Genomic DNA, 14,751 nt, shown 5'->3' with positions numbered 1-14,751 from the left:
GTTCGTGGCTACCGGGAGCGGCGGGAGAGCCGCTCGACGTCCAGCAGGACGACCGCGCGGGCCTCCAGCTTCAGCCAGCCGCGGCCGGCGAAGTCGGCGAGCGCCTTGTTGACCGTCTCGCGGGAGGCGCCGACCAGCTGGGCCAGCTCCTCCTGGGTGAGGTCGTGGGCGACGTGGATGCCCTCCTCGGACTGCACGCCGAAGCGGCGGGAGAGGTCCAGCAGGGCCTTGGCGACGCGCCCGGGCACGTCGGAGAAGACCAGGTCGGACATCACGTCGTTGGTCCGGCGCAGGCGGCGGGCGATGGCGCGCAGCAGGGCGATCGAGACCTCGGGGCGGGCGTGCAGCCAGGGCTGGAGGTCGCCGTGGCCCAGGCCGAGCAGCTTGACCTCGGTCAGCGCGCTCGCGGTGGCGGTGCGCGGGCCCGGGTCGAACAGCGAGAGCTCGCCGATCATCTCGCTGGGGCCGAGGACGGCGAGCATGTTCTCGCGGCCGTCCGGCGAGGCGCGGTGCAGCTTGACCTTGCCCTCGGCGACGACGTACAGCCGGTCGCCCGGGTCGCCCTCGTGGAACAGCGACTCACCGCGGGCGAGCGTCACCTCGGTCATGGAAGCGCGCAGCTCGCCGGCCTGTTCGTCGTCGAGTGCCGCGAAGAGTGCGGCGCGCCGCAGAACGTCGTCCACGTGCTTCCTCCTTCTCGGCCGGCCGGCCGTCAAGCCCTCCGGCACAAGTTCGTACAGTGCTCTGCATCACCAAGCATGGCGCATGTCGCTCCGATCATATGAGGAGGGGGTGTTCCGAGGGGCGCTGCGCGGGGCCATTCGTACCGCCGGAATCGTCCCGGGAGCCGCCCGAACCGGCAGGTCAGCCGGTCAGCAGGGCCGGGGGTGCGGTCGGGGCCGGTCGTGATCAAGCCAGGCCCGATCAAGTCCGGTCAGGTTCGGTACGGGCGGGTCGGGCCCGGTGGGGGAAAGCCGGTGCAGGTCGCGCGCAGTACGGGACGGGCACGGTACGGGACGGGCACGGTACGGGCACGGTACAGGACGGGCGCGGTACGGGACGGGCGCAGTGCAGGCCGGGCGCAGTGCAGGCCGGCCCGGTCCGGGGATCTTCAGGACTCCGACGGCGCCGGCAGTGCGGCGAGCGTCGCCGGCTGCCCGGCGCCCGGGGCGGGCAGTCCGAGCAGCCGCCGCATCGCCCGCCGGGCGCGGTCGGCCGCGCGCCGGTCGTCGTACAGCCGGCGGGCGTGGTTGAGCGCGAGCACCTGGCCGGTCAGTTCGAAGACGGTCTGCTCGGGTTCCGTTCCGGCGGGCAGCTGCCCGGCGGCGACCGCCAGCTCGACCTGGCGGCGCACCCGGCGCTGCCAGAGCGCGTTGCGGGCCACCACCGCCGAGCGGACCGGCCCGGGCTCCCGGTCGTCGAACTCGGCGCTCACCGTGGTGAAGAAGCAGCCGCCGGGCAGCAGGTCGCGCTCCAGGTAGGAGACCCAGGCCTCGCACTGGGCGAGCAGCAGCGGCAGGCCCGGCGCGGCCCCGGCGGTCTCCGAGCGCTGCACCACCTCGCGGACGAACAGCGCGACGGCCTCGTCGACGACCGCCAGCTGCAGGCACTCCTTGGTGCCGAAGTGCCCCAGGACACCGGACTTGCTCATCGACAGGTCGGCGGCGAGCCGGCCGATGGTCAGGCCCTCCAGCCCCTCGACCGAGGCGAGGTCCAGGCCGCGGGCCAGGATCGCGTCGCGGGTCCGGCGGCTGTCGGCGGCGGATCTTCTCGGGCTCACCGCGTCAGTGTAGCGAGCGTCGGGGCTTTAGCGTCCGACCGTTCGGACGCTATAGTCCGGCGTGATGACGCCCCCTCACCGCCCCGTCCATCGAGGAGCAGCCATGCCGGGTTCCCGCATCGTCGCGCTGGGCCACCACCAGCCCGCGAAGGTCCTGACCAACCACGACCTCGCCCGGCTGGTCGACACCAGCGACGAGTGGATCCGGCAGCGCACCGGCATCGTGACCCGCCGCATCGCCGAGGACGAGACCGTCACCGACCTCGCCGCGGCCGCCGCCGGCAAGGCGCTCGCCGCCGCCGGACTGGCGCCCGACGAGATCGACCTGGTGGTGGTCGCGACCTGCACCGCGAGGGACCGCTGCCCGAACATCGGCACCCAGGTCGCCGGGCGGCTGGGCATCCCGGCGGCCGTCGGCTTCGACGTCAACAACGGCTGCGCCGGCTTCTGCACCGCGCTGGCCACCGCCGACCACGCCGTCCGGGCCGGCGCCGCCCGCCACGCGCTGGTCGTCGGCGCCGAACGGATGAGCGACGTCACCGACTGGACGGACCGCTCCACCTGCGTCCTGCTCGGCGACGGCGCGGGCGCCGCCGTGCTCGGCCCGGACACCGCGGCCACGTCGGCCACCGCGGGCGCCGGGCGCCCGGGTGTCGGACCGGTGGTCTGGGGCTCCGACCCGACGAGGGGTCACGCCGTCCGGCTGGACGACGGCTGGCGGCCGCACTTCCGCCAGGAGGGCCAGACCGTCTACCGCTGGGCGACCACCACCCTGGCGCCGATCGCCGAGGAGGCCTGCCGCCGGGCCGGCCTCGCCCCCGCCGACCTGGGGGCGGTGGTCACCCACCAGGCCAACCTGCGGATCGTCGAGGCGCTGTCCGACCGCCTCGGCGCCACCGGCGCGGTGGTGGCCCGCGATGTCGTCGAGTCCGGCAACACCTCGGCCGCCTCCGTGCCGCTCGCCCTCGCCAAGCTCGTCGAGCGCGGCGACGTGCCGGCCGGCGCCCCCGCGCTGCTGCTCGGCTTCGGCGGCGGCCTCTCCTGGGCCGGCCAGGTCGTCACCTGCCCCTGACACGTGTCGGCCGGCGCGCGGCCACGGGCCGGGGGCGCGAGCCCGGCCGATCCGCCGCAGGAGCGCGGCCGTCCGGCGTAGCCTTCACGCATGGCAGAGAGCAAGGTCCGGAAGACCGCGTCTGCGGGGCAGCCGGCGGGCAGGGCGGTCAAGGTGCGCAAGCCGGAATCGCGGCTGGCGATGGTGCGCAGGGCCCGGAGGATCAACCGGGAACTGGCGGAGCTGTACCCGTACGCGCACCCGGAGCTGGACTTCGAGAACCCCTTCCAGCTGCTGGTGGCGACGGTGCTGTCGGCGCAGACCACCGACCTGCGGGTGAACCAGACGACACCGGCGCTGTTCGCGAAGTACCCGACGCCGGAGGACATGGCGGCGGCGAACCCGGCGGAGCTGGAGGAGATCATCCGGCCGACCGGGTTCTTCCGGAACAAGGCGAAGTCGCTGATCGGCCTGTCGATCGCGCTGCGCGACGAGTTCGACGGGGAGGTCCCCGGCCGGCTGGCCGACCTGGTCACCCTGCCGGGCGTCGGCCGCAAGACCGCCAATGTCGTCCTCGGCAACGCCTTCGGAGTCCCCGGGATCACCGTGGACACCCACTTCGGGCGGCTGGCCCGCCGCTTCGGGTGGACCACCGAGGACGACCCGGTGAAGGTCGAGGCGGCCGTCGCGGAGATCTTCCCGAAGTCCGAGTGGACGATGCTCTCGCACCGGGTGGTCTTCCACGGGCGGCGCATCTGCCACTCCCAGAAGCCGGCCTGCGGGGCCTGCCCGATCGCACCGCTCTGCCCCTCCTACGGGGAGGGCGAGACCGACCCGGAGAAGGCGCGGAAGCTGCTGAAGTACGAGCTGGGCGGTCACCCGGGCCAGCGGCTGCGGCCGCCCGCCGACTTCCCCGGGGAGGCCGGTGCCCGCGCGGACGCCGCCGCGCACCACGGCGAGGTCGCCGACCTGGCGGTGGCCGAGTGAGCGGCCGAGTGAGCGGTCGAGTGAGCGGGCGGGGGGAGCCGAGGGTGCCCCGGGTCGAGCGGGACGGGCTGCCGGTCTGGCTGGAGCCGGTCCGGGAGGCCGCGGAGCGGGTGCTGCCCGAGGAGCTGAGCCGTTTCCTGCCGCCGCCCGAGGGCGGCCGGGCCGCCGCGGTGCTGATGCTGTTCGGCGAGGGCGCGTCCGGACCGGACCTGCTGCTGATCGAGCGGGCCCGCTCGCTGCGCTCGCACGCCGGGCAGCCGTCCTTCCCGGGCGGTGCGCTGGACCCGGAGGACGGCGACCCGGCGGGGCCAGGACCGGTGGCGGCGGCGCTGCGCGAGGCGTGGGAGGAGACCGGTCTGGAGCCGGACGGCGTGCAGGTCTTCGCGACCCTGCCCGCGCTGTACATCCCGGTCAGCCGGTTCGTGGTGACCCCGGTGCTCGGCTGGTGGCGCGAGGAGTCGCCGGTCCGCCCGGTGGACCTGGGGGAGACCGGCGCGGTGTTCCGGGTGCCGATCACGGAGCTCACCGACCCCGCCAACCGGGCCCGGCTGCGCCATCCGTCCGGTCACCTGGGCCCGGCCTTCGCCGTCGGCGGGCGGCTGGTCTGGGGCTTCACCGCCGGGGTGATCGACCGGGTGCTGCACCACAGCGGCCTGGAGCTGCCGTGGGACGCCGACCGGATCGTGGACCTCTCGGACGAGGCGCTGGCGCTGGTGCAGGGCGATCTGGAGCGCTCCCGCGCGGTGCTCGGCCGCGACGCCGGGGCGCTGTGAACCGCAGCGGTGGTGGTGCTGTCCGCCGCGGTGACGGGGCCGTGGACCGCGGTGCGGTGGGCGGGGTGCGCGGTGCGGTCGGGCCGGGCGGGGTGCGCGGTGCGACCGGGGTGGGTGTGTGCCCCCGTGCGGTCCGCGCCGGATTCGGCGGTCGTCCCTCCGGCCGGGTGGTCCGTCGTGGGAGGGTGTCCGGGTGAACGTCCTGGATGTGCTGTTGATCGCCGCGGCCGTCGGCTTCGCCGTCTCGGGCTACCGGCAGGGCTTCGTCGTCGGCGTGCTGTCGGTCCTCGGCTTCCTGGGCGGCGGCCTGCTCGCCGTCCAGCTGCTGCCGCTGCTGCTCGACCACCTCAGCCCCGGGACGGCCGCCTCGGTGATCGCCGTGGTGGTGGTGATCGTGCTGGCGGCGACCGGCCAGGCGATCACCACCCACTTCGGCTGGAAGCTGCGCGGCCACATCGACCGCCGTCCGGCCCGGGCCCTGGACGCGGTGGGCGGCTCCGTGGTCAACGTGATCTCGATGCTGCTGGTCGCCTGGCTGATCGGCTCGGCGCTCGCCGGGACGTCCCTGCCGACCGTCTCCAAGCAGGTCCGCACCTCGGCCGTCCTCGGCGGCGTCCAGGACGCTCTGCCCTCGGACGCGCCCAATTGGTTCTCGGACTTCTCCAAGGTGCTCGCCCGCAACGGCTTCCCGCAGGTGTTCAACCCCTTCGAACACGAGCCGATCACCCAGGTCGACACCCCCGACCCGGCGCTGGCCGGCAGCCCGGCGGTGGCGAAGGCGCGGCAGAGCCTGGTCAAGGTGGTCGGCACCGCCACCGCCTGCGGCAAGACGCTGGAGGGCAGCGGCTTCGTCTACGCGCCGCACCGGGTGATGACCAACGCCCACGTGGTCGGCGGCGTCGACGAGCCGACCGTGCAGATCGGCGGTGTCGGCCAGCTGTACGACGCGACGGTGGTCAGCTACGACTGGCAGCGCGACATCGCCGTCCTCGACGTGCCCAAGCTGAACGCGCCGCCGCTCGCCTTCGCGGGCGAGGCGAAGACCAATGACAGCGCGATCGTCGCGGGCTTCCCGGAGAACGGCGCCTTCAACGTCCAGCCGGCCCGCATCCGCGGCCGGATCCAGGCCAACGGCCCGGACATCTACCACCGGGGGCAGGTCGTCCGGGACGTCTACTCGGTGCGTTCGCTGGTCCGCCAGGGCAACAGCGGCGGCCCGCTGCTCACGCCGGACGGCCAGGTGTACGGGATGGTGTTCGCGAAGTCGCTGGACAGCGCGGACACCGGCTACGTGCTGACCGCCGCCGAGGTGCGGCAGGACGCCGAGCAGGGCGTCACGGCGTCGGGCCGGGTGGACACCCAGGGCTGCGCGCTCTGACCGCGGTGCCGGCCGGGCCGGTGACGGCCGGAACCGGTCCGGTCGGGTGCCGTGGGGGCGGGGCCGGCCGGGTGCCGTGGGGACCGGGCCGGTCAGGTGTCGCGGCGGAGCCGGGCGCCCACCCAGCGGGCGCGGCGGCCGAGGATGTGCGGGATGCCGAGCTGCCGCTGCGCCGTGCGGGGGTGGCCGCCCGCACCGTCGAAACCGCTCTCGAAACCGGAGTCGTAGCCGGTGTCGAGGCCGGTGTCGTAGCCGCCGTCGTAGCCGTGCTCGTCCGCCCACTCGGGGCGGTGGGCGGAACGCTGCGGGCTGTTGCTGTGCTGTCGGCCGCGCGGGGCGCCGCCGCGATCGGGCATCCAGGTCATACCGCAATGGATGCCCCTGGGCCGACGGAGGTAACCGCCCGGCGGGCCACCAACCGGGCCTATGCGTTTGTCATATGAACGCCAAATCAAGGGAGTTGGGACCTTCGGCCCCGTTCGGCCATCCGGGCGCCGGGACCATCGCCCCGTGCCCTTTCCCGGTGGCGGGCCGTTGCACCCTCAGTCCTTGTGCCGGCCGATCCAGTCCAGCAGCTCGGCGGTGAACTGCTCCGGCGCCTCCTCGTGCGGGAAGTGCCCGATCCCCGGCATCAGCCGCCAGCGGTACGGCGCGGCCACGTACTCGCCGCCGCCCAGCGCGGTGTGCGACAGCAGCACCGGGTCCGCCGCGCCCTGGACGTGCAGGGTGGGCGCGGTGATCGGCTTCTTCATCCGGCGGGCGAACTGGATGCCGTCCGGCCGGGCCATCGAGCGCAGCAGCCACCGGTAGGGCTCGATCGAGCAGTGGGCGGTGCTGGGGATCCGGATCGCCTGCCGGTACGCGGCCACCGTCGCGCGGTCCAGCTGGTTGCGGCCGGTCCAGGCGTCCAGGTAGCGGCCGACCAGCGCGGCGTCGTCGGCCACCAGGCGCCGCTCCGGTATCCACGGGCGCTGGAAGCCCAGCACGTGCTCGAAGGCGGCCATCTGCTTGCGGTCGGTCAGCAGCGCCCGGCGGAGGTCACGGGGGTGCGCGGCCGAGACCACGGTGAGGCTCTGGATCACCGAGGGCCGCATCACGGCCGCCACCCAGGCCAGCGTGCCGCCGGAGGCGTGGCCGACCAGGTGCGCCCGGTTCTCGCCCAGGGAACGGATCACTCCGGTGATGTCCAGCGCGAGGTTGCCGGGGTCGTAGCCGCGCGGGGTGCGGTCGCTGCCGCCGATGCCGCGCAGGTCCACGGCGACGGCCCGGTAGCCGGCTGCCGCCAGCGCGGTCAGCTGGTGGCGCCAGGCCCACCAGTACTCGGGCCAGCCGTGCACCAGCAGGACCAGCGGGCCCTCGCCGAGCTCGGCGATGTGGAACCGCGCGCCGTTGGCGGCGAGGTCGCGGTGGGTCCACGGCCCTGCCTGCCGGACGTCCCAGGAGGCCGGGGACGCGTCCTGGGCGTCACCGGGTGCGGAGAGGCCGGAGCTGTCGGACGGCTGCGCGGGCACGGGCTTCTGGTCGAGCGACATACCGAGAGCGTGTCACATCCGCGCGCCGGACACGCGTCCGGCACTCGCATGCGGACCGTTCCGGCCCGCCGCGCGGAGGGCGCACGTCGCCCACGGGCCCCCGGCGCATCCCTGGCGCGTTCCCGGCGTGCCCCTGGCGCGCGCTGCGGGGCCCGCCGGAGGGGCTGCGGGGGTGCGTACGGGGTGCGTACGGGGTGCGTACCGGGTGCGGCCGGGGCGCCCTGCGGGGGTGCTGGCGGGGATGCCCACGGGATGCCTACGGGATGCGGCCCAGGGCGCGGTCGATCTCCTCCTTGGTGGCGGGACGCGGCCGGGCGTTCTTCAGCACGTCGGCGGTCTTCTGCGCACCCTCGATGGTGCGGACCGGCTTCTCGATCTTCTTGAACGAACGCAGCGCCAGCAGGCCCAGCAGCACGGCCAGCAGCAGGTACGCACCGGCCACGATCAGGAACGACCAGCCGAGCGACAGGCCCAGCGCGTGGATGCCGAACGCCGCGGCCGCGCTCAGCATCGGGACGGCGGCCAGCGCGACGACACCGGCGACGCCCAGCGAGACGCCGCCGGAGACGCCGCGCTTGACGTCGGCGCGGATCTCGGCCTTGGCGAGCGCGATCTCGTCGTGGACCAGGGCGGACAGGTCGGCGGTGGCCGCGGCGAACAGCTGCCCCACCGAACGCTCGCCCTCGTAGGGCGCCCGGCCGTTGCTGGACGGGTCTGCGGCTCCTGCGGGCATCAGCGGTTCTCCTCTTCGGTGGACTGTCGACAGTTCAGAATCATGCCTCTACCGGACGAGCGGACACCACTCCGGGGCCCCGCCGGGGGGACGTGTCCGGCGGCCGGACCGCTCAGCGCGCTCCGTCGCGGCCCTGATCGGCCGGGCGTGTCGGCCCCGCGTCGGTGGGCCGGTCGTCGGCAGTCCGGCCGTCGGTGGGCTCTCCGTCGGCGGGCTGTCCGCCCGTAGGCCGTCCGCCCGTGGGCCGGTCGTCGGTGGGCCGGCCGTCGGTGGGCTGCCCCTGGGCGGCCATCCGGTTGCGCCAGGCCGGGTCGTCGAGCTGGTAGACGTCGGGGATGCCGTCGCCGTCGAGGTCGCGGTCCTCCTCCTCGCACAGCTCGCGGTAGTGCCGGTTGCGCAGCTTCAGCAGCACGGTGGCCGCCAGCGCGCAGATCAGCGAGCCCACCAGGACGGCGGCCTTGGCCCGGTCGGCGAGCGCCGGGTCGTCCGGGAAGGCCAGCTCGTCGATCAGCAGCGAGACGGTGAAGCCGATGCCGGCCAGGACCGAGACGGCGAACATGTCGGCCCACTTGAGCTGCGGGTTCAGCTCGGCGCGGGTGAAGCGGGCGGTCAGCCAGGTGCCGCCGAAGACGCCCACGGACTTGCCGACCACCAGACCGATCACGATGCCCAGGGGGGCGGACTGGGTGAACACCTCGCGCAGCGCCGGACCGGAGATCCCCACCCCGGCCGCGAACAGCGCGAAGACCGGCACCGCGACCCCGGCCGAGAGCGGCCGGACCAGGTGCTCGATGTGCTCCCCGGGGGAGTGCTTCTCGTCGCCCTCCCGGTGGCAGCGGAGCATCAGACCCATCGCGACGCCCGCCACCGTGGCGTGCACGCCGCTCTCGTGCATCAGCGCCCAGATCACGAAGGCGAGCGGGACGAACAGGTACCAGCCGTGCACCCCGCGCCGGTGCAGGAACCAGAAGAGTACGAGCCCGGCGAAGGCCAGCCCGAGCGCCCAGAACTTGATGCCGGAGCTGTAGAAGACCGCGATGATCAGGATCGCGATCAGGTCGTCCACCACCGCGAGGGTGAGCAGGAAGGCGCGCAGCGCCGAGGGCAGGTGGCTGCCGACGACGGCGAGCACGCCGAGCGCGAAGGCGATGTCGGTGGCGGTCGGGACCGCCCAGCCGCTCGGATGCCCGCCGGGGCCGGCGTTGACGAGGGTGTACAGGACGGCGGGCAGGACGACACCGCAGACGGCCGCGATGACGGGCAGCATCGCCGCGCTGGGGCTGCGCAGCTCGCCCGCCACGAACTCGCGCTTGAGCTCGATGCCGGCCACGAAGAAGAAGATCGTCAGTAGCCCGTCCTTGGCCCAGGTGCCCAGCGTGAGGTCGAGGTGGAGCGGGGCGGAGGGGCCGACGGTGTGGTTCAGCACGGACTGGTAGGCGTCCGGCCAGACGTTGGCCCAGATCAGCGCGATGACCGCGGCGCTGAGCAGCAGGACGCCGCCGACCGTCTCGGTGCGCAGGGCATCGGCGAGGTAGTTGCGTTCGGGGAGCGGCAGCCTGCCGAGGAACTGGCGGCGCTGGGGCGTCGGCGTCGGCTCGTGAACGGGCGGCTGGCTGGCCACGCGCGGCCTCCTGGGGCGAGGGGACGGTGTGGATGCACCGGTGGTGCACCGCCGACCAGACTTCCCGGCTCGCCCTGTGGCGCGGATCTTGATGCGCCTTTGACATTGTAGCGTGGCGCCGGAACGCCAGAACGAGAGAACGACAGAGCGACATCCGGATTGTCCTACTCAAGGACTTAAGCCCTCGCGGCCCGTTGCGCACGGCGGACGGGGTGGGGGAGGGGCCCGGACGCGGCGGTGCCCCGGGCGGTCATGACCGCCCGGGGCACCGTCACCCGTGGTTCAGGGGGTGGGTCAGCTCTCGCTGCCCGCGGGCGGCAGCTGGGCCTGGATGAGGTTCATCACCGTCGAGTCGGCCAGCGTGGTGGTGTCGCCGACCTCGCGGCCCTCGGCGATGTCGCGCAGCAGCCGGCGCATGATCTTGCCGGAGCGGGTCTTCGGCAGCTCGCCGACCACCTTGATCTGCTTCGGCTTGGCGATCGGGCCGAGCGTGCGGCCGACGTGCGCCCGCAGCTCCTCGACCAGCTCGGGGCTGTCGGTGGCGTTGCCGCGCAGGATCACGAAGGCGACGATCGCCTGCCCGGTGGTGGCGTCGGTGGCGCCGACCACGGCGGACTCGGCCACCGAGGGGTGCCCGACCAGGGCCGACTCGACCTCGGTGGTCGAGATGTTGTGGCCGGAGACCAGCATGACGTCGTCCACCCGGCCGAGCAGCCAGATGTCGCCGTCCTCGTCCTTCTTGGCGCCGTCACCGGCGAAGTAGCGGCCCTCGAAGCGCGACCAGTAGGTGTCGATGTAGCGCTGGTCGTCGCCCCAGATGGTGCGCAGCATGGACGGCCACGGCTCGGTGAGCACCAGGTAGCCGCCGGAGCCGTTCGGGACCTCGACGGCGTTGTCGTCGACCACGGTGGCCGCGATGCCCGGCAGCGCGCGCTGGGCGGAGCCGGGCTTGGTCTCGGTGACGCCCGGCAGCGGGCTGATCATGATCGCGCCGGTCTCGGTCTGCCACCAGGTGTCCACGATCGGGGCCTTGCCGGCGCCGATGTGCTCGCGGTACCAGATCCACGCCTCGGGGTTGATCGGCTCGCCGACGCTGCCCAGCACCCGCAGCGAGGAGAGGTCGAACTTCGCGGGGATGTCGTCGCCCCACTTCATGAAGGTGCGGATCGCCGTCGGCGCGGTGTAGAGGATGGTCACGCCGTACTTCTGGACGATCTCCCAGAACCGGCCCTGGTGCGGGGTGTCCGGGGTGCCCTCGTAGATGACCTGGGTGGCGCCGTTGGAGAGCGGGCCGTAGACGATGTACGAGTGGCCGGTGACCCAGCCGATGTCGGCGGTGCACCAGTAGACGTCGCTCTCCGGCTTGAGGTCGAAGACGGCGTGGTGGGTGTAGCCGGCCTGGGTGAGGTAGCCGCCCGAGGTGTGCAGGATGCCCTTCGGCTTCCCGGTGGTGCCCGAGGTGTAGAGGATGAAGAGCGGGTGCTCGGCGTCGTGCGCCTCGGGGGTGTGCTCGGTGGACTGGCGCTCGGTGGCCTCGTGCCACCAGACGTCGCGGCCCTCGGTCCAGGCGATCTCCTGGCCGGTGCGGCGCACGACCAGGACGTGCTCCACGCCCTCGACCTTGGTCAGCGCCTCGTCGATGGCCGGCTTGAGGGCGGACGGCTTGCCGCGCCGGTAGCCGCCGTCGGCGGTGATGACCAGCTTGGCCTGGGCGTCCTGGATGCGGGAGGCCACGGCGTCGGCGGAGAAGCCGCCGAAGACCACCGAGTGGGTGGCGCCGATCCGGGCGCAGGCGAGCATCGCGACGACCGCCTCGGCGATCATCGGCAGGTAGATCGCGACCCGGTCGCCCTTGACGACACCGAGCTCCAGCAGCGCGTTGGCGGCCTGCGAGACCTCGTCCTTGAGCTGGGCGTAGGTGATCGAGCGGCCGTCGCCGGGCTCGCCCTCGAAGTGGATGGCGACGCGGTCGCCGTTGCCGGCCTCGACGTGCCGGTCGACGCAGTTGTAGGCCACGTTGAGCTTGCCGTCGGCGAACCACTTGGCGAACGGCGGGTTGGACCAGTCGAGCGTCTGGGTGGGCTCGACGGCCCAGCTGAGGCGGCGGGCCTGCTCGGCCCAGAAGCCGAGGCGGTCCTCGGAGGCCTGAGCGTACGCGGCCGCGGTGACGTTGGCGGCTGCGGCGAGCTCTGCCGGCGGGGCGAAGCGCCGCTCCTCCTTGAGCAGGTTGGCCAGGCTCTCGTTGCTCAACGCGCACTCCTCATGAGTCATGATCGGGGTCGTTTCCCGTGCGTGGGGATTGTCCCGTGTGTCCCAGCGCACAGCTCACCAGGCGAAGCGGTCAGTTGACAAGAGGCTCCGGATAATTGGTGTAGACCTTTGACCGGGCGTCGAACGGCCGCCCGAGGCCGGTGGTGCCCCCGGGGGCGGGGTGGGAGGTGGGCCCGCGTCCTTGGCCCGCCCGGCAGGACGCGGGCCCGGCTCTCAGGCGGCCAGACCGGGACCTCCTCCGTCCCTGGCCGGATCGGCGACGGCGGTACCGACGGTCGGAACCTGTTCGAATTCATCCACCCGTCCGGGCGTGTCGCGTTCCTGCCGCGGAGCGGCGGCCTCGACCGGACCGAACCGGCCGCTCTCCCGGTCGAGCACATAGGCCTGCGCGGTGGCGAAGTCGAAGTACATGCCGACCAGCCGCAGGGTGCCCTCGGCCACCCGCCGTTCCACCGCCGGGTTGGCCATCAGCTGGTCCAGCTGCTGGACGACGTTGGTGATGCAGAGCTGCTCGCCCAGGTCGACCGCCGGGCGGTCGGTGAACTCCGCCGGAACCCTGCGCAGCCGGTCCAGCGAGCCCCGGCCGTTGCGCAGCCAGCGGGCCAGCGGAGTGGGCCGCCCGGGCTGCTCGTGCACACCGTCCAGCAATGCCTTCATCGCCCCGCAGCCCGAGTGCCCGCAGACCGTGATCGACCGCACCTCCAGCACCTCGACCGCGTACTGCACCGCCGCCGCCACCGAGTCGTCGGCCGCACCCGGCTCGTGCGGGGCCGGCACCAGGTTGCCGACGTTGCGCACGGTGAAGAGGTCGCCCGGACCGCTGTTGGTGATCATGCTGGTGACCATCCGGGAGTCGGCGCAGGTCAGGAAGAGCTGCGAGGGCGTCTGTCCCTCCCGGGCGAGCCGGGCCAGCTCGGGGCGCACCAGCGGGGCGGTGTGCAGCTGGAACACCCGCACCCCGTCCAGCAGCCGACCGTGCGGGTCCTCCTGCTGCTCGATGCAGTGGTGGCCGACCCAGGGCGTCCAGGCGCGGCAGCGGTGCGGGCCGGGGGAGCTGCCGGTGCGGACGGTGCCGTCCGGATCGAGGACCTCGTCGTCCTGGCGGCGCGTCACCATCGACACCCGCCCGCCGCCCGCCTGATGACCGGTGCGCCAGCTGTGCACCGTCTCGTAGGCGGCGTGGTCCAGGAAGGAGCCGTCGTGGACGACGGCGACCTCGGCGCCCGCCGGGATGCCCGCCAGCGCCCGGCTGAGCCGGGGCACCGCGGTGAAGGTGAGCGGGCCGTGCGTCTCCACGGTGAACGAGCCGTCCGGGCCGGGCAGGACGTCCACGTGGGCGCGGGTCAGCCGGTAGAGGGCGAGCAGCACCGCCGTCCCCGCGCCCAGCGCCACCCCCGGCAGGACGCCGAGCAGCACCACGGCGACCACGGTGGTCAGGTAGACCGGGAACTCGCGGTGCCGGTGCACCTTGCGGATGTGCGCGAAGCTCACCATCTGCAGTCCGACGACCAGCACCAGGGCGGCGAGGGCGGCGAGCGGGATGCGGCGCAGCCCGCCGGCGAGGGCCAGCGCGGCGGCCAGCACCCAGACCCCGTGCAGCACCGAGGAGCGCCGGCTGCACGCCCCGGCCCGGACGTTGGCCGTGCTGCGCACCGCGCCGCCCGCGACCGGCAGCCCGCCGACCAGTCCGCTGACCAGGTTGGCGAGACCCTGGCCGCGCAGTTCCCGGTCGAGGTCCCCGGTGCGGTGCGACATCCGGTCGACCGCGACGGCGGAGAGCAGCGATTCGACGCTCGCCACGGCGGTGACGGTCAGCACGGCGGCCAGGACGGCGAGCGGCGGGCCGTGCGGCAGGTCGGGGACGAGGCCGTGCGGCTGCCAGGCGGGCAGCGCGACCCGGGCGAGCCGCAGGTCCAGTGCGACGGCGAGCGCGGTGGCGGCGGCGACGGCGACGAGCGGGCCGGGGACCTTGGCCAGCCGGGCGCCGAACTCCCCGTACCGGCCGGGGAGTCGCCCCAGCCGCGGCCAGCCGAGCAGCACGGCGACGGTGACCGCGCCGACGGTGAGGGCGGCGGGGTGAGGGGCCGCCAACTGTCCGGGCAACGCGAGCAGGTTGGCCGACGCGGAGCTCTGCGGCGAGCCGCCGAGGACGACGTGCAGCTGGGCGATGGCGATGGCGAGGCCGACACCGGCCAGCATGCCGTGCACGATGGCGGGCGAGACGGCGAGCGCGGTGCGGGCCACCCGCCGTACCCCGAGCAGGAGTTGGAGCAGGCCGGCGGCGACGGTGATGGCGCAGGTGGCCTGCCAGCCGTACTGCGCGATGAGCCCGGCGGTGATCACGGTGAGCGCGGCGGAGGGGCCGCTGACCTGCAGCGGGGTGCCGCCGAACAGGCCGACCACGATGCCGCCGACGGCCGCCGCGGCCAGGCCGGCGGTGAGCGGGGCGCCGGTGGCCAGGGCGATGCCGAGGGAGAACGGCACGGCGATCAGGAACACCACCAGGGAGGCCGAGAGGTCCCGGGCCCAGTCGGCGCGGGGACGTCGGCCCGGTGGTGCGTGGTCGGTGGTGTCGGAGGCGATGGGGGCGCTGGAGATGTCGAGGGTCATGGGTCTTCCCGTCTG

At 73.9% G+C, this 14,751-nt stretch carries 12 protein-coding genes; 4 read left to right on the top strand and 8 right to left on the bottom strand.

The window, feature by feature from the left end:
* Positions 1-8: 8 nt before the first annotated feature.
* Together ACF1AK_RS06205 and ACF1AK_RS06200 are read right to left on the bottom strand one after the other, a co-directional pair.
* A complete protein-coding gene (locus ACF1AK_RS06205; RefSeq protein ID WP_030288117.1) occupies positions 9-683 on the bottom strand; it encodes a Crp/Fnr family transcriptional regulator in 675 nt (224 codons plus the stop codon).
* Positions 684-1,111: 428 nt separating this feature from the next.
* The gene (locus ACF1AK_RS06200) at positions 1,112-1,780 is read right to left on the bottom strand and encodes a TetR/AcrR family transcriptional regulator (protein WP_391497585.1); all 669 of its coding nucleotides are present in this window, start codon (positions 1,778-1,780) and stop codon (positions 1,112-1,114) included.
* Between the two features lie 103 nt (positions 1,781-1,883).
* On the opposite strand from ACF1AK_RS06200, the gene ACF1AK_RS06195 reads away from it, so the two are divergent.
* From ACF1AK_RS06195 to ACF1AK_RS06180, 4 genes are all read left to right on the top strand, one after another.
* Complete coding sequence (locus ACF1AK_RS06195) at positions 1,884-2,852, top strand: beta-ketoacyl-ACP synthase III (protein WP_391497584.1); 969 nt, start codon at positions 1,884-1,886, stop codon at positions 2,850-2,852.
* A gap of 90 nt (positions 2,853-2,942) precedes the next feature.
* Positions 2,943-3,818, top strand: a complete 876-nt coding sequence (nth, locus tag ACF1AK_RS06190; protein WP_391497583.1) for an endonuclease III — start codon at positions 2,943-2,945, stop codon at positions 3,816-3,818.
* An 8-nt stretch (positions 3,819-3,826) separates the two neighbouring features.
* Positions 3,827-4,591, top strand: coding sequence for an NUDIX hydrolase (locus ACF1AK_RS06185; RefSeq protein ID WP_391497582.1), 765 nt, complete (start codon positions 3,827-3,829; stop codon positions 4,589-4,591).
* Between the two features lie 193 nt (positions 4,592-4,784).
* Entirely contained in the window at positions 4,785-5,969 is a 1,185-nt protein-coding gene (locus tag ACF1AK_RS06180) for a MarP family serine protease (protein WP_391497581.1), read from the top strand.
* 92 nt (positions 5,970-6,061) lie between these two features.
* Here ACF1AK_RS06180 and ACF1AK_RS06175 read toward each other — a convergent pair whose 3' ends face one another.
* The 6 genes from ACF1AK_RS06175 to ACF1AK_RS06150 all read right to left on the bottom strand — a co-directional run bounded on the left by ACF1AK_RS06175 (position 6,062) and on the right by ACF1AK_RS06150 (position 14,736).
* Complete coding sequence (locus ACF1AK_RS06175; protein WP_391497580.1) at positions 6,062-6,334, bottom strand: hypothetical protein; 273 nt, start codon at positions 6,332-6,334, stop codon at positions 6,062-6,064.
* A 177-nt stretch (positions 6,335-6,511) separates the two neighbouring features.
* Positions 6,512-7,501 (bottom strand): alpha/beta fold hydrolase, encoded by a 990-nt coding sequence (locus ACF1AK_RS06170; protein ID WP_391497579.1) that lies wholly within the window; start codon positions 7,499-7,501, stop codon positions 6,512-6,514.
* 256 nt (positions 7,502-7,757) lie between these two features.
* Complete coding sequence (locus ACF1AK_RS06165) at positions 7,758-8,234, bottom strand: phage holin family protein (protein ID WP_350558600.1); 477 nt, start codon at positions 8,232-8,234, stop codon at positions 7,758-7,760.
* A gap of 112 nt (positions 8,235-8,346) precedes the next feature.
* A complete protein-coding gene (gene nhaA, locus ACF1AK_RS06160) occupies positions 8,347-9,855 on the bottom strand; it encodes a Na+/H+ antiporter NhaA (protein WP_391497578.1) in 1,509 nt (502 codons plus the stop codon).
* A 294-nt stretch (positions 9,856-10,149) separates the two neighbouring features.
* Positions 10,150-12,126: an acetate--CoA ligase gene (gene acs, locus ACF1AK_RS06155; RefSeq protein WP_391497577.1), complete on the bottom strand. Its 1,977-nt coding sequence runs from the start codon at positions 12,124-12,126 to the stop codon at positions 10,150-10,152.
* Positions 12,127-12,339: 213 nt separating this feature from the next.
* A complete protein-coding gene (locus ACF1AK_RS06150) occupies positions 12,340-14,736 on the bottom strand; it encodes a SulP family inorganic anion transporter (protein ID WP_391497576.1) in 2,397 nt (798 codons plus the stop codon).
* Between the last annotated feature and the right edge of the window lie 15 nt (positions 14,737-14,751).

Source organism: Kitasatospora sp. NPDC015120 (genome assembly GCF_043080305.1).
In the GTDB taxonomy this organism is placed as follows: Bacteria; Actinomycetota; Actinomycetes; order Streptomycetales; family Streptomycetaceae; genus Kitasatospora.
This window is presented reverse-complemented; position numbering and strand designations above follow the sequence as displayed.